Below are 21,422 nucleotides of genomic sequence, written 5' to 3'. Positions count from 1 at the left end.
AGGAGACGGAAACGACATGCGCCAGGCGATCGCGGCGCGGCGAACGGACCAAGCCGTTGCAATGGCGGTGCGTCAGCCGGCGCGCTGCTTGTCCGTCGCTTTCCGGTCAATCGCGAGCTCGCCCGAGAGGACCACGCCGAATTTTTCGCTGGCTTCCGCTGGCGTGTAGTACCCCAGCGCCACATCGCGCAGCACCAGATCGGCATTCCGCTCAAGCGGATCGCCATAGCCGCCGCCGCCCGGCGTGCCGACCCTGACCCGATCTCCCGCCTTAAGCGCGATGTCCTGCTCCTTGGAGAGATGCGCCGGCACATGTTCCTCACCGCCGCGGAAGACCGTCACCGTGTTGACCGCACCATCCTTGCCGCCGAGCGCGCCTTGCGGGCCGAAACGGCCGTGATCCATGACGAAGGAGGCGCGGGCATCGCCGCGCAGGATCTCGACCTCATAGGCGAGGCCGAAGCCGCCGCGATGTTTGCCGGCGCCACCGGAGCCTTCGCGCAAGGCATAGTGGCGGTAGAGCACAGGAAAAGCCTGTTCCATGATCTCGACCGGCGGCGATTTGGAAATGCCGATGGTCGAGCAGCCATTGGTCAGGCCGTCATGGCTTGAATTGCCGCCATAGCCGCCGCCGGAGATCTGGTACATGACGTAGTCGCGGCCGCGCGCGGGATCATTGCCGCCGAGCGCGAAATTGCCGCTGGAGCCGGCGGGGGCGGCCGTCACCTTCTCCGGCAACGCCTGCACCATCGCCGCGAACACCGCCTCGGCGATGCGCTGCGAGACTTCGGCCGCACAGCCGGAGACCGGGCGCGGATATTTGGCGTCAAGGAAGGTGCCTTCCGGTCGCTTGACGATCAGCGGCTCGAAAGCGCCGGCGCTGATCGGCACGTCGGGGAAAATGTGGCGCATGGCCAGATAGACCGAGGACAGGGTCGTCGCCAGCACGCTGTTCATCGGTCCGGCGCACGGCTTTGACGAGCCGGCGAAATCGAAGGTCAGCGTGTCGCCCTGTTTCTCGACGGCGAGCGCGATGGTCAGCGGCTCGTTGACCACCCCGTCGGAATCGACGAACGCCTTGGAACTGTAGGTGCCGTCGGGGATGGCTGATATGTTGGCGCGCATCTGCTCGGCGGCGCGGCGGCGCAATTCGGCGATCGCCTCGACAACAGTTTCGTCACCGTAACGATCCAGGATTCCGTTGAGCCTGTCCTGACCGATCAGCAGGGCCGCAGCCTGGGCCCTGATGTCGCCGATGCGCTGGTCGGCGACGCGGATGTTGGAACAGATGATGGCGTAGATCTCTGGATCGAGCACGCCCTTCTTGAACAGCTTCACCGGCGGCAACCTCAGGCCTTCCTGCTCGACCGCCGTTGCCGAGGCTGAAAACCCGCCCGGCACCGAGCCGCCAATGTCGGGCCAGTGGCCAGTGTTGGACAGCCAGCAGAAGATCTTGCCGTCGCGATAGACCGGCATGGCGAAGCGCACGTCCATCAGATGCGTGCCGCCGAGATAGGGATCGTTGACGATGTAGATGTCGCCCGGCTCCGGAGCCAAGCAGCGGCCATCGGCGATCATCTCGATCACCGTCCTGGTCGAATACTGCATGACGCCGACGAACACCGGCAGGCCCTGGCTGCCTTGCGCGATTAGCGAACCGTCGACGGCCGAATAGATGCCGTCGGAACGGTCGTTGGCTTCGGCGATGACAGGCGAGAAGGCGGCGCGCGAGAACGTCAGGTCCATCTCGTCGCAGACCTGCTGCAGCGCCGCCTGAAGGACCGAAAGCGTGATGGCGTCGAGCTTTGCCATATCAGGCCTCGCCAATGTCGATGATGATGTTGCCGTCGGCGTCGCAGCGTGCGCGGTCGCCGGGTTCGAGCACGGTGGTGGCGTCCATCTGTTCGAGGATCGCCGGCCCTTCGATGACCGCGTCGAGCGGCAGCTTTTCCCTGCTATAGACCGGTGTGTCGTGCCAGCGCCCAGCGTACCAGACCGGCCGGATTTCTCGTCGCGCCTCGTCGAGCGTTGTTGCGCGCCCGGCCGGATCGATCAGCCGCGACAGATCGATCGCCGGACGCACGCCCGTGACCGAGGTGTTGAGGTTGACGAGATTGGCGCGGATTTCCGGCAATTCGACCTTGAAGCGGGCGAAATAAGCCTTTTCGAAAAGCTGCTGCAGCGCCGCCCGCGTCACTGACGACGACGGCAATGGCACGTTGATGATGTGGGTCTGGCCGACGAACTGCATATCGGCGGAGTGCGTGACGCGGATCGTCTCCGGCTTCACCGCTTCCTTGCCGATCAGCTCCTCGCCTTCGTTTCGGTGCCGTTCCAATACAGCGTGAAGCTCGGTTTCGTCGAGCACCGACACTGGCTGGTTGATGGTGTTGACGAAGTCGTGGCGCAGATCGGCGACGACGCAGCCAAGCGCGTTGGTGATGCCGGGCCGCGCCGGCACCAATACCCGGGGCAGGCCGAGCTCGCGGGCTAGGGCGGTGGCGTGCAGCGGGCCGGCACCGCCAAAGGCGAACAGCGCGAAATCGCGCGGATCGTGGCCGCGCGACACCGAGACCATGCGGATGGCGCCGGCCATCTTCATGTTGCCCAGCCGCAGCACCGCACCCGCTGCCTCGACGCCGGACAGGCCGGTCGCCTTGCCGATCTTGTCCTTGAATATGCTGGTGACGCGCTCTGACGTGACGGGATTTTCGACCGCCAGCAGCTTCTTGGGCGCCAGCCGGCCGAGCACAAGATTGGCGTCGGTGATGGTCGGCTCGAGACCGCCGCGCCCGTAGCAGATCGGGCCAGGATTGGCGCCGGCACTTTCCGGACCGATCTGGATCAGGCCGGCCGCATCGACACGGGCGATCGAGCCGCCGCCGGCGCCGACCGTGTGCACCGCCACCATCGGCACGTGGATAGGCATCGCATATTCGATCTCGATCTCGTTCGAGACAGCCGGCTCGGCGTTGCGGATCAGCGCCACGTCGGTGGAGGTGCCGCCCATGTCGTAGGTGACGAGGTTTTCGAAGCCGGCGCGCTTTCCGGTATAGGCGGCGGCGATGACGCCCGAGGCCGGACCGGACATCACCGTCTTGGCCGATTCACGTGTGACGAAGCGGGCCGAGATCATGCCGCCATTGCCGTTCATGATCAGGAAATCGCGGGCATAGCCCTTTGCAGCCAATTCCTTGCGCAGCCGCTCGACATAACGCTCGAGGATCGGCTGCACCGAGGCGTTGACCGAGGCGGTGACGCCGCGCTCGAATTCGCGCGCTTCCGACAGCAGCGCGTGACCCGCCGTGATGTAGCCGTTCGGCCAGAATTCGGCGGCGATTTCGGCGGCGCGCCGCTCATGCGCCGGGTTGGCGTAGGAATGCAGGAAATGGATGACGAGGGATTCGCAGCCGGCCGCGATCAGCGTCTTCACCGCCTCGCGCATTTCCGCCTCGTCGAGCGGCGTGCGGATCACCCCCGACGCCTCGACGCGCTCCGACACTTCGAGCCGCAGATTGCGCGGAATGATCGGCACGAAGCTGCCGGTCATGCCATAGGCCTGCGGCCGTGTCCGTCGGCCAAGCTCGATCACGTCGCGAAAGCCGCGCGTGGTGATCATGCCGGTTTTCGCCAGCCGGCGTTCGAGCACCGCATTGGTGGTGGTTGTCGTGCCATGCACGATCAGGTCGATGCCGTCGATCGGAAATCCGGTGGCGCCGAGTGCCGAAACGACGCCGAACGCCTGGTTGTCGACCGTGGTCGGGGTCTTGGCGATATGCACCCTGCCGCCGTCGCGTCCGTCGATCAGGAGCAGGTCGGTGAAGGTACCGCCGACATCGATACCGGCAACGACATTTCCCAGGGAATCATGTGCTTGCGCCGAAAAATTCTCTTCCATCGTCGAAACCCGAAATGCGCGGACTACGGATATGCGTCAGTTTGGAAAGCTGTTTTAAGGGAGCATCTTGACGCAAATATCGTTTGTATACTAATAAATTCGGGACACAAGAGCTTGCCGCTTTGGAGTGTGCGAACAGCACGCCGGGACCTGAATGGTTCGGGCGCGCAGGTGAAGGTTTGGCGCCCGCATCCACAGTTGGGCCAGAAGGTTGGATTTGATGAACACCACATCCGCTCTCAACACCGTCGGCGCCCGCCCGCTGCAATTCCCGATTCCGGCCAACGTCTACGCCGAAACCGTCGTCTCGGTGAAGCACTACACCGACCGGCTGTTCTCGTTCCGCATCACCCGTCCGCGGTCGCTGCGCTTCCGCTCCGGCGAGTTCGTCATGATCGGCCTGCCCAATGCCGAGAAGCCGGTGTACCGCGCCTATTCGGTGGCAAGCCCGGCCTGGGACGAAGAGCTGGAATTCTTCTCGATCAAAGTGCCGGACGGCCCGCTGACCTCGGAACTGCAGAAGATCCAGGTCGGTGATACGATCATCATGCGGCAGAAATCGACCGGCACTTTGGTGGTCGACGCGCTGACCCCGGCCAAGCGGCTGTTCATGATCTCGACCGGCACCGGCATCGCGCCCTTCGCCAGCCTGCTGCGCGACCCCGACACCTACGAGAAGTTCGAGCAGGTCATCCTGACCCACACCTGCCGTGACAATGCGGAACTGACCTACGGCCAGGAACTGGTCGCGGCGCTGGAAAGCGACCCGCTGATCGGCGAACTGACCGGCGGCCGCGTCACGCTCTACAACTCGACGACCCGCGAAGAATCGGAGCGCATGGGCCGCATCACCGCGCTGATCGGCTCCGGCAAGTTCTATACCGATCTCGGCATCGACAAGCTCAATCCGGAAACCGACCGCATCATGATCTGCGGCTCGATGCATATGCTGAAGGACGTCAAGGAGCTGGCCGAAAGCCTCGGCTTCGTCGAAGGCTCGCTGAGCCATCCGGCGACTTTCGTGGTCGAGCGCGCCTTCGTCGGCTGAGCAGCACTCAGCATTTCAATTCTGCGTTTTGACCACGTGGTCAAAAATTGGCTGCTTTCGCCGCCTTTTTCGGTTATGACCGCCTGAAGGACTCGTGAAGTGCGACTTCACGGGCTATCTTCGTGCGTGTCGCCCAAAAGTGTCGAGCGGTTTTGGGAAAACGATACGCACCAAGACATAAGCACACGTCGCTGAATGAAAGGGCAGGAGATGAGCAGCACAATCCGCGAAGCCGATCTCGGCACCAAGGTGACGCCGCTGCCCGCGCGTGCCGCCGCCAACACAGCCGTTCCGCTGGACCATCGCATCGCGCGCAATCCCGGCATGAAGCTCGACCTCGGCTTCATGGAATCGGTGCGCGGCGTCAATCGCTCGGCGCTGGAGCGGCGCGTCGCCAGCCTGACCAAACGGCGCTCGATCAAGGCCGACAACCAGGCGGCCTGGCTGCTGCGCGCCGTCGCCTGCATGGATCTGACGACGCTGAATTCCAACGACACCGAGGAGCGCGTGCGCCGGCTCTGCGCCAAGGCGATCAACCCGTTCCGCCGCGACATCGTCGAGGGTCTCGGCATTGCTGGTGAACCGATCCGCCCGGCGGCCGTCTGCGTCTATCACCCCTTCGTCTCCACCGCCGTCGATGCCGTGCGCGGCACCGGCATCCATGTCGCCGCCGTCTCCACCGCCTTTCCGCATGGCCTCGCACCGCTGTCGACCCGCCTGCAGGAGATCGAGGCATCGGTCCGCGACGGCGCCGACGAGATCGACGTCGTCATTCCGCGCGGGCTGGTGTTCGGGGCCAAGTGGCGGGAGCTCTACAATGAGATCGTCTCGATGCGCGCCGCCTGCGGTGACGCGCATCTGAAGGTCATCCTCGGCACCGGCGACCTCGCCACGCTGCGCAATGTCATGCTGGCTTCGATGGTGGCGATGATGGCGGGTGCCGATTTCATCAAGACCTCGACCGGTAAGGAGAGCGTCAACGCGACGCTGCCCGTCGGCCTCGCCATGGTGCGCGCCATCAGGGCCTATTTCGAGGAAACCGGCTACCTCATCGGCTTCAAGCCGGCCGGCGGCATTTCCACTGCCAAGGCCTCGCTCGACTGGCTGGTGCTGATGAAGGAAGAACTCGGACGGCCGTGGCTGGAGCCCGAGCTGTTCCGCTTCGGCGCATCGAGCCTGCTGACCGACATCGAGCGCCAGCTCGAGCACCATCTGACCGGTCACTATTCGGCCAATCATCGCCACGCAATGGCATAGGGATCGGGCTAAAGCTTTGAACGTGGAGTTCTTTCGCGCGAAAGAACGCCTTCCAAGACAATTATCTGGAGCGATCCATGAACATTCTCGACCGCTATCACGCCATGGATTACGGCCCGGCGCCGGAAGCTCGCAACGAGGCCGATGCATGGCTTGCCGCGCGCGATTTCGGCAAGGCGCTGTTCATCGGCGGCGAGTGGAAAGCCGCGTCCGGCGGCAAGACTTTCGACACCAGCGAACCGTCTTCCGGCACGCTGCTGGCCAAGGTCGCGGACGCCACTGCCGCCGACATCGACGCGGCGGTTGCGGCGGCCGCCAAGGCGCTGCCGAAATGGTCGGCATTTTCAGGCTACCAACGCGCCAAAGTGCTCTATGCCATCGGCCGCGCCATGCAGCGCCATCAGCGCCTGTTCGCGGTGCTTGAGACAATCGACAATGGCAAGCCGATCCGCGAAAGCCGCGACATCGACGTGCCGCTGGCGATCCGTCATTTCATCCACCATGCCGGCTGGGCACAGGCGCTGGACAGGGATTTCCCCGGCCACAAGGGTGTCGGCGTCGTCGGCCAGATCATCCCGTGGAATTTTCCGCTGCTGATGCTGGCCTGGAAGATCGCGCCCGCACTCGCCGCCGGCTGCACGGTGGTGCTGAAGCCGGCCGAGTTCACGCCGCTGACATCAATCCTGTTCGCCGAAATCTGTGAGCGCGCCGGCGTACCGAAAGGCGTCGTCAACATCGTCCAGGGCGGGCCTGAGGCCGGCGCGGCCATCGTCAACCACCCCGGCATCCAGAAGATCGCCTTCACCGGCTCTTCCGAGGTTGGCAAGGTCATCAGGAAAGCCACGGCGGGGACCGGGAAAAAACTGTCGCTGGAGCTCGGCGGCAAGTCGGCCTTCATCGTCTTCGAGGACGCCGATCTCGACAGCGCGGTCGAAGGCTTGGTCGACGGCATCTGGTTCAACCAGGGCCAGGTCTGCTGCGCCGGATCGCGGCTCTTGGTGCAGGAAGGCATTGCCGATGCCTTGATCGCCAAGGTCAAGGCGCGGATGAGCCGGCTGCGCGTCGGCAGCCCGCTCGACAAGAACACCGACATCGGCCCGCTGGTCGACTTGACACAGCTCGACCGGGTCAAGGGTCTGGTTGCCGAGGGCGCCAGACAGGGCGCCGTCTGCTGGCAGCCGGATGCGGCGCTGCCGTCCACCGGCTACTATCATCTGCCGACGCTCGCCACAGGTGTTTCGCCGGCTAACATCCTGGCGCAGGAGGAGGTGTTCGGCCCGGTGCTGGCGACCATGACCTTCCGCAACACCGAGGAAGCGATCGAGCTTGCCAACAACACGCGCTATGGGCTGGCGGCTTCGGTGTGGAGCGAAAACGTCAACCTCGCTTTGCATGTCGCGCCGCAGCTGAAGGCAGGCGTCGTCTGGGTCAACGGCACCAACATGTTCGACGCCGCCTGTGGCTTCGGCGGCTATCGCGAAAGCGGCTTCGGACGCGAGGGCGGACGCGAGGGCATGTTCGAATATCTCGCGGCGAAACTGCCGCTCGGCCCGGTCATCAAGCCGGCGACGATCTCGGCGCAACCGGTCGAGCAATCCGACGGCGACGCGATCGACCGCACGGCAAAGCTGTTCATCGGCGGCAAGCAGGTTCGCCCGGACGGCAATTACTCGCTGGCGGTCGCCACCGCCAAGGGCAAGCTTGCCGGCGAGGTCGGTCTCGGCAGCCGCAAGGACATCCGCGATGCCGTCTCCGCCGCCCGCGCCTGCAAGGCATGGCCGGAGGCGACCGCCTATAACAGGTGCCAGGTGCTCTATTATCTGGCCGAGAACCTTTCCGGCCGCGCCGGCGAGTTCTCGGCGCGTCTCGTGCAACTCACGGGCGTCTCCGCCAAGGCGGCGCGCGACGAGGTCGAGCAGTCGATCGAACGCCTGTTCCTCTATGCCGGTCTTGCCGACAAGTTCGAGGGCCGCGTGCACCAGCCGCCAGCGCGCGCTGTCACGTTGGCACTGCATGAGCCGGTCGGCGTGGTCGGCATCGTCGCGCCTGACACCTCGCCGCTGCTGGGTCTGATCTCGCTGGTCGCACCGGCGCTGGCGATGGGCAACACGGTGGTGGCAGTGCCGTCCGAGCGCTATCCGCTGCTGGCGACCGATCTCTATCAGGTCATCGAATATTCCGACGTTCCGGCCGGCGCCATCAACATCGTCACTGGCCGCACGGCCGAACTTGCCGGCGTGCTGGCCAAGCACGACGATGTCGACGGACTGTGGGTCTTCGCCGACGCCGACACCTGCGCCAAGGCGGAAGCCGAGTCGATCGGCAACCTCAAGCGCGTCTGGAGCGGCAATGGCCGCGGCCTCGACTGGGCGTCCGACGAGGCTGCCGGCGACGCCTTCCTGCGCCGGGCCGTCGAGGTGAAGAATGTGTGGGTGCCCTACGGCGATTGAGCCCCCGTGGCTATCGCGATGGTGATCGTGTTCGGGCTTGACGCTCGGACAGATGTTCTTTAACGAGAAAAAACATCTTTATCAGTGAACCGGCGATGGCGCGGGCCACCCGATGGCGCGTGACCGGCACATGACGTCTTGGCCAGCCGCCGGTAAATGCGGATGACCCAAGCGGACGAGGAGAACAGCATGGCGGATCTGGCAGGCAAGGTCGTTGTCGTCACGGCAGCGGCGCAAGGCATCGGCAAGGCGAGTGCGCTGGCCTTCGCCAAGGCAGGTGCCGTCGTCCATGCCACCGACATCAACGAGGTGCTGCTGGCTGAGCTCGCCAAGACATCCAGCATCAAGACCCGCAAGCTCGATGTGCTCAACGACGAGGCCGTCAACGCCGCCTTCGCCGAGATCGGTGCCGTCGACGTGCTGTTCAACTGCGCCGGGTTCGTCCATTCCGGCTCGATCCTCGAAATGAAGGACGCCGATCTCGACTTCGCCTTCAACCTCAATGTCCGCGCCATGATCCGCACCGTGCGGGCCGTGCTGCCCGGCATGCTGGAGCGCGGCGACGGATCGATCATCAACATGTCCTCGGTCGCCGGCGCCGGCAAAGGCGTGCCCAACCGCTTCGCCTATGGCGTCACCAAGGCCGCCGTCATCGGCCTGACCAAGGCGATCGCCGCCGATTATGTCGGCAAGGGCATACGCTGCAACGCCATTTGCCCCGGCACGGTCGAGAGCCCGTCGCTGCAGGACCGCATGCACGCGCAAGGCGACTATGAGGCCGCCCGCGCCGCCTTCATCGCCCGCCAGCCGATGGGCCGGCTCGGCACGCCGGAGGAAATCGCCGATCTCGCCGTCTATCTGGCCGGCGCCACCTATACGTCCGGGCAGGCCTACAATATCGACGGCGGCTGGTCGATCTAGAGCGCCCCGCTCGAGAAGATCGGTACCTTGTTCCAAAGGTCTGAAAATGATGGTTCGCCCGACATCAGGCGTGGCATCCACGCTTGCCCGGCCACCATCCACTGGCTAGGTTCCGCCCGCCCAGAACCACGTCGTCGCGGCGACGGAGCGAAATTGTAAACGGCCGTTGGCCGCAATCAGGAGAAGATGCATGAAACTGCTGCGCTATGGCGAGGTGGGAAGCGAGCGCCCAGGTCTGCTCGATGCCGATGGCACCATCCGCGATCTGTCCGCTCACGTCAGCGATATCGGCGGCAAGGCGCTCGATCCGGCGGCGCTGGCTGATCTGGCCAAGCTCGATCCGAAGTCGCTGCCGGCCGTTCCCGGCAGCCCGCGCCTCGGCGCCTGCGTCGCCGGCACCGGCAAGTTCATCTGCATCGGCCTCAACTATTCCGACCATGCCGCCGAAACCGGCGCCACCGTGCCGCCGGAACCGATCATCTTCATGAAGGCAAGCTCGGCCATTGTCGGGCCGGATGACGACGTGCTGATCCCGCGCGGCTCTGACAAGACCGACTGGGAGGTCGAGTTGGCCGTGGTCATCGGCAGGACGGCGAAATATGTCAGCGAAGCCGACGCGCTGGACTATGTCGCCGGCTACAGCGTTGCCCATGACGTGTCGGAGCGGGCCTTCCAGGCCGAGCGGCAGGGCCAGTGGACCAAGGGCAAGTCCTGCGACACCTTCGGACCCACCGGCCCGTGGCTGGTGACCAAGGATGAAGTGGCCGACCCGCAGAACCTCAAGATGTGGCTGACGGTCAACGGCAAGACGATGCAGAACGGCTCGACCAGGACCATGGTCTACGGCGTCAAGTATCTGGTGTCCTACCTCAGCCAGTTCATGTCGCTGCACCCCGGCGACATCATCTCCACCGGCACGCCGCCCGGCGTTGGCCTCGGCATGAAGCCGCCGGTGTTCTTGAAGGCTGGTGATGTGGTGGAACTCGGCATTGAAGGCTTGGGTCAGCAGAAGCAGACGTTCAAGGCTGACGTGTAGGAGCGATATTTCGGAGGCTCGCGCCGCCCCTCATCTGGCTGCCGCCATCTTCTCCCCGTTGAACGGGGAGAAGGACGCTGCCGTTGATGCTTTCGCCAATCGCCAGCGCTTGAGCTATCTCCCTTCTCCCCGTCACTATACGGGGAGAAGGTGCCGGCAGGCGGATGAGGGGCAGCGCCAGCCTATGCTGCGATACTACTTCAGCACCTTCCCATCCGCCCCAAATCGATAGGTCTTCGCCGGGTCCGGCGTCGCATAGAGCGTGGCGCCCGGTTCTGCATCGTATACCCCGAAAATGCGCACTGTGATCAACCCGGCCTTCTCGCAGTCGAGATAGAGATTGGTGTCGGCGCCGAGATGCTCGGCATGCACGACCGTACCCTTCCAGGCGCCGGATTTCGGATCGACGGTCAGATGTTCCGGCCGCACGCCGATGGTCTTGGCGGTTTCGCCGAGACGGGCGCCGTCGACGAAATTCATCTTCGGTGAGCCGATGAAGCCGGCGACGAACTCATTTGCCGGCGAATTGTAGAGCTCCATCGGACCGCCGATCTGCTCGATCCTGCCGGCATTGAGCACGACGATCTTGTCGGCCAGCGTCATCGCCTCGACCTGGTCGTGGGTGACGTAGATCATCGTCGCTTTCAGCCGGCGATGCAGTTGCGCGATCTCCAGCCGCGTGTTGACGCGCAGCGCAGCGTCGAGGTTCGACAACGGTTCGTCGAACAGGAACAGCTTCGGCTCGCGCACCACGGCGCGGCCGATGGCGACGCGCTGGCGCTGGCCGCCGGAGAGTTCGGCCGGCCGTCTCTCGAGGTAGGGTTCCAGAGACAGCATCGACGAGGCGATGCCGATGCGGCGATCGATCTCGGCCGCCGGCGTGCCGGCCTGCTTCAGCCCGAGGCCCATATTGTTCTTCACCGTCAGATGCGGGTAGAGCGCATAGGTCTGGAACACCATGGCGATGCCGCGCTTGGCCGGCGGCGTGGCCGAGACATCCTGACCGTCGATGACCACCCGGCCCGAGGTCGAATCCTCCAGCCCGGCAATAACCCGGAGCAAGGTCGACTTGCCGCAGCCGGACGGGCCGACGAAGACGACGAATTCGCCGTCATTCACTTCGAGGTTGATGCCCTTCAGCACCTCGACCGGCCCGAAGGCCTTCTTCACGTTCTCGATGTTCAGCGAGCCCACGGCTTCGTCCCTGTTCTAGAGTTTGATGGCTGCGCCACTGCGCACGCTCTCGTCGGCGGCGAGGCAGACGGCGAGCGACTTGACCGCGTCGTCCATGTGTTTGGTCAGATCCAGATCCTCGCGGATCGCTTTCAGCACGAAGGCCTGTTCGAGGTCGCAGAGGTCCTGGTGGCCGGGCTCGCCTTCCATCGACAGCATTTCGTCCGGCCCGGCGAATTTGCCATCCGCTCCGGTCGCGGCACTGTGCAGGCGGATGGTCGAGGTCTTGGTGTGGGTGTCGATGTCATCCGACTTCACGCCTTCCTTCATCACGATCGACACGCAGCCATTGGGAGAGATGACGTCCTTCACGAAGAAAGCCGTCTCCGAAATCATCGGCCCCCAACCGGCCTCGTACCAGCCGACCGACCCGTCATCGAACAGCACCTGCAGGTGGCCGTAATTGTACATGGAGGGCGCGACCTCCTCGGTCAGCCGCACGCCCATGCCGCGCACCTCGACCGGCCTGGCATCGGTGATCTGCAGCATGACGTCGAGATAGTGAACGCCGCAGTCGACGATCGGCGAGGTCGTCCGCATCAACTGCTTGTGCGTCTCCCAGGTAGGCCCTGAGGATTGCTGGTTAAGGTTCATGCGGAAGACATAGGGGCCGCCGAGCTTGCGCGCCTCGGCGATCAGCCTGATCCAGGACGGATGATGGCGCAGGATGTAGCCGATCACCAGCTTCTTGCCGTTGGCCGTGGCCGCCGCGACGACGCGTTTGGCGTCGGCCACGGTCGTTGCCAGCGGCTTTTCGACGAAGACATGGCAGCCGGCCTCGAACGCCTTCACCGCATAGTCGGCATGGCTGTCGGAATAGGTGGCGATGCAGGCGATATCGGGCTTTTCGTCGCGCAGCGCTTCGTCGAAGGAGCGCCTGATGCCATAGCCGGAAAGCCCTTCCGGCAACGGCACGTCCGAGCGGTTGACCAGCGCGGCGATCTCGAAGCCCGGATTGGTGTGATAGGCCAGAGCATGGCTACGGCCCATATTGCCGAGGCCGGCAACGACAACGCGCAGGGGTGTTTCAGAACTCACTTGACGGCTCCAGACGTGATGCCGCGGATAAGCTGCCGCGAGAAGATGACGTAGAGGATCAGCACCGGCATGATGGCCAGCGACAGTGCGGCCAGGATGGCGTTCCAGTTGGTGACGAACTGGCCGAGGAACAGCTGCGCGCCGAGTGTCACCGTCTTGGTCTCTTCCGACGGCGCCAGGATCAGCGGGAACCACAGATCGTTCCAGATCGGGATCATGGTGAAGACGGCGACCGTCGCCATCGATGGCCGCACCAGCGGCAGCACCAGGCGGAAAAAGATGGTGTATTCGGAGAGGCCGTCGATACGGCCGGCATTCTTCAGATCGTCGGAGACCTGCTTCATGAATTCAGACAGGATGAAGACGGCCAGCGGCAGGCCTTGCGCGGTGTAGACCAGGATCAGTGCCGTCAACGTGTTGACCAGCCCGCTCGCCACCATCAATTGCAGGATGGCGACGGTGCCGAGCCGGATCGGGATCATGATGCCGAGCGCCAGATAGAGGCCCATCAGCGAATTGCCGCGAAAGCGGTATTCCGACAGTGCGAACGCCGCCATGGCGCCGAACAAAAGCACGAAGAACAGCGAGGCGACGGTGACGACGAGGCTGTTCTGGAAATAATGGATGAAATCGCCCTGGCCGATCACCGTCGTGTAGCCGATCAGGTCGAACGTCTTTGGCGTCGGCGGCGTCAGCGGCGCACCGAAGATGCCGGCGCGCGACTTGAACGAGTTCATGATGACGAGGATCACCGGAAACAGCGCGATCCCCGTGTAGGTCAGTAGGATCGCGTGGGCGCCGATGGTGCGGGGCACGGAATGGGTCGCGGTGCTCATTGGGAGGTCTCCTGACGAGCTGCGGCTGGTAGGGTCGGCGCCCAAGCACCCCCCTCTGTCCTGCCGGACATCTCCCCCGCAAGGGGGGAGATTGGCAGTTTTAGCGTTGCCGCACATCTTGCAACGCTGGAGATTGGCGAAGGCCGAAATGACATCCGATCTCCCCCCTTGCGGGGGAGATGGCCGGCAGGCCAGAGGGGGGTGTTCAAGCTCGACATTCTACCCCCCTCAGAACTGATAGCGACGCAGGCGCGTCTGCACGAGGAAGAGGTAGACGCAGACGCCGCCGAGGATGATCAGGAACATCATCGTGGCGATCGCCGCGCCCATATTGGGGTCGCCCACCTGCAGCTGGAAACCGAAGAAGGCGCGATAGAGGAAGGTGCCGAGAATGTCGGTCGAGTAGTTCGGCCCGGCGAGCGCCCCTTGCGCGGTGTAGATCAGATCGAAGGCGTTGAAATTGCCGACGAAGGTGAGGATCGAAATGATGCCGATCGCCGGCAGGATCAGCGGCAGCTTGATCTTCCAGAATTGCGACAGGCCGGTGATGCCGTCGCATTCGGCGGCCTCGATCACCTCTTCGGGGATCGACAGCAGGGCTGCGTAGATCAGCATCATCGGGATGCCGACGAACTGCCACACCGAGATCAGGCTGAGCGCGGTCAGCGCATATTGCTCCTTGCCCAACCACGGCGTGAACAGGCTTTTCAGGCCGACAAGGTCCATCAGATGCGGTGCCACGCCCCACAGCGGCGACAGGATCAGCTTCCAGGCGAAGCCGACGATAACGAAGGACAGGATCGTGGGCACGAAGATCGCCGTGCGGTAGAAGGCCGCGAATCTCAGTCTCGGGCTGGACAGCAACGCGGCCAGCATGACGCCGATCGGGTTCTGCACGACCATGTGGATGATGAAGAACCAGGTGTTGTTCCTGAGCGCGTTCCAGAAACCCACCGACCAGTTGGGGTCGCCGAACAGCATGCGGAAGTTTTCCAGCCCGACGAAGACCTGGTGCTGCTCGATGTTGCGGAACAGCGACAGCTGCAGCGTGCCGGCGAGCGGCAGGATCATGATCGCCGTGTAGACGAGCACCGCCGGCGCCAGGAAGATGCCGATGTGCCAGCGGAATGGTCTTTTCGGTCGTGTTTCTGCGGCCATGAGTTCGGTCCCCGCCGATCAGGTTGGCAAATGCCGCCAAAGGCGCGGCGCCTCCCTCCCCTCGAGGGGAGGGTGCCTCGCGAAGCGAGGCGGGTGGGGTCGGTCAAGGCAGCGCGCCATCGACATTTGACCGTGCTTTCCAGCAACGATCAAGTCGCGGCCTGCCTCCACCGACCCCCTCTGTCGCCTTTGGCGACATCTCCCCCTCAAGGGGGGAGATAAGCAGCGCTCAGCCTGAGCTCTTACTTGGCCGGCTTGTACCAGCTGTCGAGACCGGCCTGCAGCTTCTTGGCGGCGGCTTCCGGCGTATCGGTGCCGTTGATGACGTTGGCCGATTCAACCCAGGTCTCGTTCTCGAGGTTCGGCGTGCCGCGCGACAGGATCTGGTAGGTCGAGCGGATCGTCGATTTGCACTTGCCGCGCCAGGAGACGAATTCCTGCGCCAGCGGGTCTTCCATCTTCACCGGCGCGGAGTTCAGGCTGAAGAAGCCCGGCAGCGCGTTGGCGTAGATGGTGGCGAAGTCCGGCGAGGCGACCCAGGACAGGAAGGTCTTGGCCGCATCGGCGTTTTTCGAAGCCGCGTTCAAGCCCATGCCGATATCGGTATGGTCGGAGATGTAGCAGGTGTCGCCGGCCTTCTCGACCGGCGGCGGGAAGGCGCCCATCTTGAACTGGGCCTGGGTGTTGAACAGGCCGATTTCCCACGAGCCAGCCGGGTAGATGGCGGCGCGGCCAAGCGTGAACAGGTTCTGGCTGTCCGGGTAGGTCTGCGCTTCGAACCCATCGCCGAGATAAGGCTTCCACTTGGCCAGTTCCTCAAACGGCGCGACCCATTCCTTGTCGGTAAGCTTCTGATCGCCCTTGATCAGCGCCGCGCGGCCGTCCTCGCCCTTCCAGTAATTGGGGCCGATGTTCTGGTAGCCCATGGTCGCGGCTTCCCAGAGATCCTTGGTGCCCATCGCCATCGGGATGTAGGTGCCGTCGGCCTTGATCTTGTCGAGCGCGGCGAAGAACTCGTCGCGGGTCTCCGGCACCTTGATGCCGAGCTTGTCGAAGGCGTCCTTGTTGTAAATGAAGCCGTGGATGACCGAGGCCATCGGCACGCAGAAGCTCACCTTGCCGTCGTCTGTCTGCCAGGCGGACTTGGCCACCGGAGAGAAGTTTTCCATGCCGGGCAGCGCCGAGAGATCGGCAAGGTTGCCCTTCTTGAACAGTTCAAGCGACTTGTCGAACGGGCGGCAGGTGATCAGGTCGCCCGCCGAGCCGGCGGCGAGCTTAGCGCCGAGGGCTGCGTCATATTCGGTCGGAGCCGACGGTGCGAACACCACCTTGATGCCCGGGTTCTTGGCTTCGAACGCCGGGATCAGCTTGTCCTTCCAGATGGCAAGGTCATCGCCGCGCCAGCTTTCGATGTTGAGCGTTACGTCGGCATAAGCCACCCCGGCCGAGCCGAGAATGCTGGTGCCCAAAAGCAGTGCCGTCAGTAGTTTCGTTGTCATGCTCAGTCTCCCTGTTGACCTTTTTCAGGTTCGGTTTTGATGAGAACGGAGGCAGTGCGCCCCTTGCTCCCCTCTATAGCGGAAAGGGCCGGCCGCAGCTTCTGGCCGGCCTCTTCCAGTATCTTCCGCGCCGCATCGGCACTGTCGGCGCCGGCGGCGAGCAGAATGGCGGTCTTGACCGCGCCGCCGCTCTTCTCGAGCAGGCGGGCCGCTTCGTCCGTGCCGCGCCCGCTGACGGCGGCGACGATGCGCGCCGCGCGGTCGCGCAGCTTGATGTTGTCGGCCATCAGATTGACCATGTAGCCATCATGGACATGGCCGAGATGGACCGCGGTCAGCGTCGACAGCATGTTGAGCGCGATCTTCTGGGCGGTGCCGGCGCCCATCCGCGTCGAGCCGGCGATCAGCTCCGGCGGCGTTTCGAGCAGGATGGCGGTTTGCGCCTGGCGAAGCAGCGCCGAGTCCCGGTTGTTGGCGATGCCGATCGTCGCTGCACCACGGCGAGCGGCTTCCTCGATGGCCCGCACCGCATAGGGTGTGGTGCCGCTGGCGGAAATGGCGATCAGGCAATCGCTGCTGCCGAGGCCAGCATTGACGACCGCTGCCGCGGCCTCCTCGGTGTCGTCTTCCGGTCCGCCGGCCAGCGTCCGGAAGGCCTCGTCGCCGCCGGCGATCAGGATGGCGATGCGGTCGCGATGAATGCCGAAGGTGCCAGGCAACTCCAGCGCATCGGCCAGCGCCATCAGGCCCGAGCTGCCGGCCGCCGCGTAGGCAAGCTTGCCGCCGCCGTTCAGTCTGCTGGCGACGATTTCGGCCGCCCTGGCAATGGAAGGAATGGCATGGCGCACCACTTTCGCAGCTTCAATCTGCGCATCGGCCAAATAGGAAAGGATGGCGTCCGGAGTCTGGATATCCAGCCCCTCGGCATTTTTATGAAGCGCTTCGGTGCGCGTTTCGGCCATCCCGGTTCCTCCAATACCAGAACAATACCAAAAAAATACCACTTGTCCACACGCATTAACGAACTCGTGGGCTGGAAATCGGCGAAGCGACGGAATACCTTGATTATTCAATAAAATACGCCCTAATTTTTTTGAGCCGGAAATTAACCCTTGGCTATTGGTATTTTATTGGTATTATCTCCTCGGAGGAGAAATCGTGTGAATTTCGTGCTCGGAATCGATGGCGGCGGCACCAGCTGCCGGGCAGCCCTGGCGACAGCGGACGGCACTGTTGTTGGCCGCGCCAAAAGCGGCGCCGCCAACATCCGCACCGATCTGACCGGCGCCCGGTCGAACATCGTCGAGGCGGCGCGGCAGGCGTTCATCGACGCCGGGCAGGACCCGGACCTGATCCCGCAGACACCGGCAATTCTTGGCCTCGCCGGCGCCAATGTCGGCACCTACCGGCAGCAGCTCGAAGCGATCCTGCCGTTCAGCATCAGCCGCGTCGAGACCGACGCCGAGATCGCGCTGGAAGGCGCTGTCGGCTCCGGTGACGGCGCCATGGCGATCCTCGGCACCGGCACCGCCTATATGGCGCGCAAGAACGGCAAATCGCGCGCCATCGGCGGCTGGGGTTTCCAGGTCGGCGACCAGGGCAGCGGCGCCCGCATCGGCCGCGACCTGCTCGAGCAGACGCTGCTTGCCTATGACGGCGTCCGCGAGGGTTCGCCGTTGACGCTGAGCATGCTGGCCGTTTTCCGCAACAATCCGGAGGACGTGGTCGAATTCACCACCAATGCCAAGCCCGGCGATTTCGGCGGCTTCGCACCCAAGGTGTTCGAGCATGCCGAGAAGGGCGACAGCATCGCCAACTGGATCCTCGACAGGGCGGTCGCCGACGTCGAAGCCTCGCTCGGCGCGCTCGACCTTTCGGACGACGCGCCGCTCTGCCTGCTTGGCGGGCTGGCTCCGCTCTACGCGCCGCGCCTGTCGGCCCGCTACCGGGCGCTGCTCAAGCCGCCGCTCGACGACGCGCTGGGCGGCGCCGTGCAGATGGCGGTCCGCCTTTTCACTGGACGCGCGGAGGCGGCTCGATGAGCGAGGCCGCCGACCAGATCTTCGCCATGCTGAAACAGTCGTCGCAGAGCGGCGCGCCGCTCTACCTGCAGCTTCGCAAGAGCATCGAGGATGCGGTCAATCGCGGCCTGATCGGGCCGGGGGACGCACTGCCCTCCGAGCGCGACATCGCCACCAAGGCCGACATTTCGCGCGTCACCGTGCGCAAGGCGGTGCAAGACCTGGTCAAGGGCGGCATACTGGTCCAGCGCCATGGTTCCGGCACGTTCGTCGCGCCGCGCATGGAGCGCGTCGAACAGTCGCTGTCGCGGCTGACCTCATTTACAGAGGACATGGCGCGGCGCGGCATGGCGGTGCGTTCGGCCTGGCTCGATCGCGGCCTTTACGCGCCCTCGCCCGACGAGATGATGGTGCTCGGCCTGTCGTCGAGCGAACTGGTGGCTCGGGTGGCTCGCCTGCGCATTGCCAATGACACGCCGCTGGCGATCGAACGCGCCTCGCTGTCGGCGAGAGTATTGCCCGACCCGGCTGATATAGGCTCCTCGCTCTATGCGGCGCTGGAATTGACCGGCAACCGGCCGGTGCGGGCTGTGCAGCGCATTTCCGCCGCCAATCTCGGCGACAGCGACGCGCGCCTGCTCGAAGTATCACCGGGCGTCGCCGGCCTGCATATCGAACGCATTTCCTATCTGGCGAGCGGCAAGGTGATCGAATTCACCCGCTCTATATACCGGGGCGACGCCTATGATTTCGTCGCCGAACTGCGGCTGGCGGGGCCAAGCGAAGAGGGCCGACCATGAGTACAGAGCCAACGAAGCCGACCCATATGCGGCGCGAGATCGCGGAGATCCCGCAAGCCGTCGCCCGCCTGCTCGACGGCTCCGGCGCGGTATTGACCGAGGCCGGGCGCGGCATACGCGAACGCGACCCGCAGTTTGTCGTTACCGTGGCGCGCGGCTCGTCCGATCATGCCGCGACCTTCATGAAGTATGCCGTCGAGCTGACGGCGGGCCTCGCCGTCGCATCGGTCGGACCGTCCATCGCCTCGATCTATGGCCGCAAGCTCAGGCTCGCCGGCTCGGCCTGCCTGGCGATCTCGCAGTCGGGCAAGAGCCCCGACATCGTTGCCATGGCCGAAACCGCGCGAGCCGGCGGCGCCCTGACCATCGCCATCACCAACACCGCCGATTCGCCGCTGGCGCGTGCCTCGGATTACGCCATCGATATACTGGCCGGCCCCGAGCGCAGCGTGGCGGCGACCAAGACTTTCATCAATTCCGCCGTTGCCGGCCTCGCTTTGATGGCGCATGCCACCGGCGATGATGCGCTCCTGACGGCACTGGCCCGCTTGCCGGAGCATTTCCGCAAGGCGATCACCTGCGACTGGATGAGCGTGCTGGCCGAAACGATCGAGAAGCAGAAGTCGCTGTTCATCCTCGGCCGCGGACCATCGGCGGCGATGGCCAACGAGGCGGCGCTGAAATTCAAGGAAACCTGCGGCATGCACGCCGAGGCCTACAGCGCCGCCGAAGTCATGCATGGCCCGCTGGCGCTGATCGGCCCCGATTTTCCGGTGCTGGCGCTGGCCGCGCGCGACGCGTCGGAGCCATCAGTCGCCGAGGCCGCCGACAGCCTGGCGGCCAAGGGCGCGCCGGTGTTCGTCACCTCCGCGCTTGCCCAGCGTGCCGTGCCCCTGCCGCATGTCGCCACCGGCCATCCCCTGACCGACCCGCTGGCGCTGATCGTTTCCTTCTACATGTTCGTCGAGGCCTTTGCCCGCCATCGCGGTCTCGATCCGGACACGCCGCGCAATCTTCGCAAGGTGACGGAGACGCTATGAGCGACCGTTTTGCCCTGACCGGCGCCCGGATTTTCGACGGCGACGACTGGCATGACGGCCACGCGCTGGTCGTGCGCGACGGCCTCGTCGAGGCTATTTTGCCCTCCGGTGCCATAGCCGCCGATGTCCGCGTCATCGAGACCGGCGGCGGCATGCTCGTGCCCGGCTTCGTCGACCTCCAGGTCAATGGCGGCGGCGGCGTCATGCTCAACGACCATCCCGATGTCGCCTCGCTCGAAACCATCTGCAAGGCACATGCGCCCTTCGGCACGACGGCGCTGCTGCCGACGCTGATCACCGACACGCCCGACATCACCGCCGCCGCCGTCGCCGCCGGCGAAGCCGCGGCGCTGCGGAAGATGCCCGGTTTTCTCGGCCTGCATCTCGAAGGCCCGCATCTGTCGATCGCCCGCAAGGGCGCGCATGATCCGGCGCTGATCCGGCCGATGTCGGATGCCGACCAGGCGATGCTGATCGCGGCGCGGCAAAAACTGCCGGTGCTGCTCACCACCGTAGCGCCGGAATCCGTCGAGCCGGCACGCGTCGCGGCACTCGCCAAGGCCGGCGTCATCGTCAGTCTTGGCCATTCCGACACCGGATACGCCACCGCCAGCACCTTCGCCGAAGCCGGCGCGAGCGTGGTCACCCATCTGTTCAACGCAATGAGCCAGATCGGCAATCGCGAGCCTGGTCTGGCCGGCGCGGCCATCGACATCGGCACCTTGTCCGCCGGTCTTATCGCCGACGGCATCCATGTCGATCCCGCCACCATCAAGATCGCGCTGCGTGCCAAGCAAGGTCCCGGCAAGATCGTGCTGGTCAGCGACGCCATGGCAACAATCGGCACCGACATGACCTCATTCACGCTGAACGGCCGCACCATCTACCGCAAGGATGGCAGTTTGCGGCTTGCCGACGGAACGCTGGCGGGTGCCGATCTCGACATGATCTCGGCGGTTCGATACGTCCACCGGGTTGTCGGGCTGGACCTGTCAGAAGCGTTGCGCATGGCCTCGCTCTATCCGGCGCAGGCGATCGGCCAGTCGCACCGGCTCGGCCGCTTCGCCAAAGGCACGGCGGCGGATATCGTTTCGCTGTCGGACGATCTCGACATGAAGAGCGTTTGGATCGGTGGCGGCAAGGTTTTTGAGGCTGGCGCCCAAGGCTGACCGACCGGCCGCGCCTCC

17 protein-coding genes are annotated in these 21,422 nt (G+C 64.6%); 9 read left to right on the top strand and 8 right to left on the bottom strand.

The window, feature by feature from the left end; all coding sequences use genetic code 11:
- Window positions 1-72: 72 nt before the first annotated feature.
- The gene (locus NKH19_RS25145) at window positions 73-1,812 is read right to left on the bottom strand and encodes a hydantoinase B/oxoprolinase family protein (protein ID WP_352870251.1); all 1,740 of its coding nucleotides are present in this window, start codon (window positions 1,810-1,812) and stop codon (window positions 73-75) included.
- A gap of 1 nt (window position 1,813) precedes the next feature.
- Window positions 1,814-3,898, bottom strand: coding sequence for a hydantoinase/oxoprolinase family protein (locus NKH19_RS25140; RefSeq protein WP_352982949.1), 2,085 nt, complete (start codon window positions 3,896-3,898; stop codon window positions 1,814-1,816).
- A 220-nt stretch (window positions 3,899-4,118) separates the two neighbouring features.
- Here NKH19_RS25140 and NKH19_RS25135 point away from each other — a divergent pair, with 220 nt between their 5' ends.
- From NKH19_RS25135 to NKH19_RS25115, 5 genes are all read left to right on the top strand, one after another.
- Window positions 4,119-4,946 (top strand): ferredoxin--NADP reductase, encoded by an 828-nt coding sequence (locus tag NKH19_RS25135; RefSeq protein WP_352870253.1) that lies wholly within the window; start codon window positions 4,119-4,121, stop codon window positions 4,944-4,946.
- A gap of 210 nt (window positions 4,947-5,156) precedes the next feature.
- On the top strand, window positions 5,157-6,203 hold the full coding sequence (deoC, locus tag NKH19_RS25130) for a deoxyribose-phosphate aldolase (RefSeq protein WP_352973071.1): 1,047 nt from the start codon (window positions 5,157-5,159) through the stop codon (window positions 6,201-6,203).
- A gap of 77 nt (window positions 6,204-6,280) precedes the next feature.
- On the top strand, window positions 6,281-8,653 hold the full coding sequence (locus NKH19_RS25125) for an aldehyde dehydrogenase family protein (protein WP_352870255.1): 2,373 nt from the start codon (window positions 6,281-6,283) through the stop codon (window positions 8,651-8,653).
- Window positions 8,654-8,842: 189 nt separating this feature from the next.
- A complete protein-coding gene (locus NKH19_RS25120; protein WP_352870256.1) occupies window positions 8,843-9,574 on the top strand; it encodes an SDR family oxidoreductase in 732 nt (243 codons plus the stop codon).
- 190 nt (window positions 9,575-9,764) lie between these two features.
- Window positions 9,765-10,610, top strand: coding sequence for a fumarylacetoacetate hydrolase family protein (locus NKH19_RS25115; protein WP_352870257.1), 846 nt, complete (start codon window positions 9,765-9,767; stop codon window positions 10,608-10,610).
- Window positions 10,611-10,805: 195 nt separating this feature from the next.
- Here NKH19_RS25115 and NKH19_RS25110 read toward each other — a convergent pair whose 3' ends face one another.
- The 6 genes from NKH19_RS25110 to NKH19_RS25085 all read right to left on the bottom strand — a co-directional run bounded on the left by NKH19_RS25110 (window position 10,806) and on the right by NKH19_RS25085 (window position 17,336).
- A complete protein-coding gene (locus NKH19_RS25110; protein WP_352870258.1) occupies window positions 10,806-11,804 on the bottom strand; it encodes an ABC transporter ATP-binding protein in 999 nt (332 codons plus the stop codon).
- 15 nt (window positions 11,805-11,819) lie between these two features.
- The gene (locus NKH19_RS25105; RefSeq protein ID WP_352870259.1) at window positions 11,820-12,881 is read right to left on the bottom strand and encodes a Gfo/Idh/MocA family protein; all 1,062 of its coding nucleotides are present in this window, start codon (window positions 12,879-12,881) and stop codon (window positions 11,820-11,822) included.
- Window positions 12,878-13,717 (bottom strand): carbohydrate ABC transporter permease, encoded by an 840-nt coding sequence (locus tag NKH19_RS25100; protein ID WP_352870260.1) that lies wholly within the window; start codon window positions 13,715-13,717, stop codon window positions 12,878-12,880. Before NKH19_RS25100 ends, NKH19_RS25105 begins: the two co-directional genes overlap by 4 nt.
- A 228-nt stretch (window positions 13,718-13,945) precedes the next feature.
- Complete coding sequence (locus NKH19_RS25095) at window positions 13,946-14,875, bottom strand: carbohydrate ABC transporter permease (protein ID WP_352870261.1); 930 nt, start codon at window positions 14,873-14,875, stop codon at window positions 13,946-13,948.
- A gap of 242 nt (window positions 14,876-15,117) precedes the next feature.
- Window positions 15,118-16,374, bottom strand: a complete 1,257-nt coding sequence (locus NKH19_RS25090) for an ABC transporter substrate-binding protein (protein ID WP_352870262.1) — start codon at window positions 16,372-16,374, stop codon at window positions 15,118-15,120.
- Window positions 16,375-16,376: 2 nt separating this feature from the next.
- Window positions 16,377-17,336, bottom strand: a complete 960-nt coding sequence (locus NKH19_RS25085; RefSeq protein WP_352870263.1) for an N-acetylmuramic acid 6-phosphate etherase — start codon at window positions 17,334-17,336, stop codon at window positions 16,377-16,379.
- A 198-nt stretch (window positions 17,337-17,534) separates the two neighbouring features.
- On the opposite strand from NKH19_RS25085, the gene NKH19_RS25080 reads away from it, so the two are divergent.
- Genes NKH19_RS25080 through nagA form a run of 4 tightly spaced genes read left to right on the top strand, consistent with a single transcriptional unit; the run spans window position 17,535 to window position 21,404 of the window.
- Window positions 17,535-18,416: a glucosamine kinase nucleotide-binding domain-containing protein gene (locus NKH19_RS25080; protein ID WP_352870264.1), complete on the top strand. Its 882-nt coding sequence runs from the start codon at window positions 17,535-17,537 to the stop codon at window positions 18,414-18,416.
- Window positions 18,413-19,195: a GntR family transcriptional regulator gene (locus NKH19_RS25075; protein ID WP_352870265.1), complete on the top strand. Its 783-nt coding sequence runs from the start codon at window positions 18,413-18,415 to the stop codon at window positions 19,193-19,195. The genes NKH19_RS25080 and NKH19_RS25075 overlap by 4 nt, the downstream gene beginning before the upstream one ends.
- Complete coding sequence (locus tag NKH19_RS25070) at window positions 19,192-20,235, top strand: SIS domain-containing protein (protein ID WP_352870266.1); 1,044 nt, start codon at window positions 19,192-19,194, stop codon at window positions 20,233-20,235. The genes NKH19_RS25075 and NKH19_RS25070 overlap by 4 nt, the downstream gene beginning before the upstream one ends.
- A complete protein-coding gene (gene nagA, locus NKH19_RS25065) occupies window positions 20,232-21,404 on the top strand; it encodes an N-acetylglucosamine-6-phosphate deacetylase (protein ID WP_352870267.1) in 1,173 nt (390 codons plus the stop codon). Before NKH19_RS25070 ends, nagA begins: the two co-directional genes overlap by 4 nt.
- Window positions 21,405-21,422 lie beyond the last annotated feature (18 nt).

Source organism: Mesorhizobium sp. M1338 (assembly GCF_040318045.1).
Classification (GTDB): Bacteria; Pseudomonadota; Alphaproteobacteria; order Rhizobiales; family Rhizobiaceae; genus Mesorhizobium.
The sequence above is the reverse complement of the archived record's forward strand: the minus strand, read 5'-3'. Positions and strand labels throughout refer to the sequence as shown.